This is a genomic window from Colwellia sp. BRX10-4 (assembly GCF_014077465.1).
Classification (GTDB): Bacteria; Pseudomonadota; Gammaproteobacteria; order Enterobacterales; family Alteromonadaceae; genus Colwellia_A.
Genome location: NZ_JACGVZ010000136.1, coordinates 1 through 296 on the forward strand (window position 1 = coordinate 1; position 296 = coordinate 296).

Below are 296 nucleotides of genomic sequence, written 5' to 3' on the forward strand. Positions count from 1 at the left end.
ATGGGTTAATTCATTATCCAGCCTTTTTAAACGTTTTAACCTTTCGGTAATGGTTGAAACGGCTTCTTGCAAAACAATTTGCTGACAAGGATGAGGTAGCACTAATTCAGCGAGCCAACGCAAATGTTGTAATGACCAGTTATCTTTTATTTTGCTGTTAATGTTGTTACTTAACAACAATGCTTTAAGTTGATATTTAGCCTCTTTTAAGTCTTTCATGCCTGTTTCTCGTGCTCGGGATAAATCACGTTCGGCTTCATCTTCGGGCTCAGGGACATAGATAGATGTTAAGTCTT

1 pseudogene is annotated in these 296 nt (G+C 37.8%); it reads right to left on the reverse strand.

Annotated elements, in window-relative coordinates:
- Positions 1-296, reverse strand: a pseudogene (locus tag H4J67_RS21365) (IS110 family transposase); the annotation flags it as partial.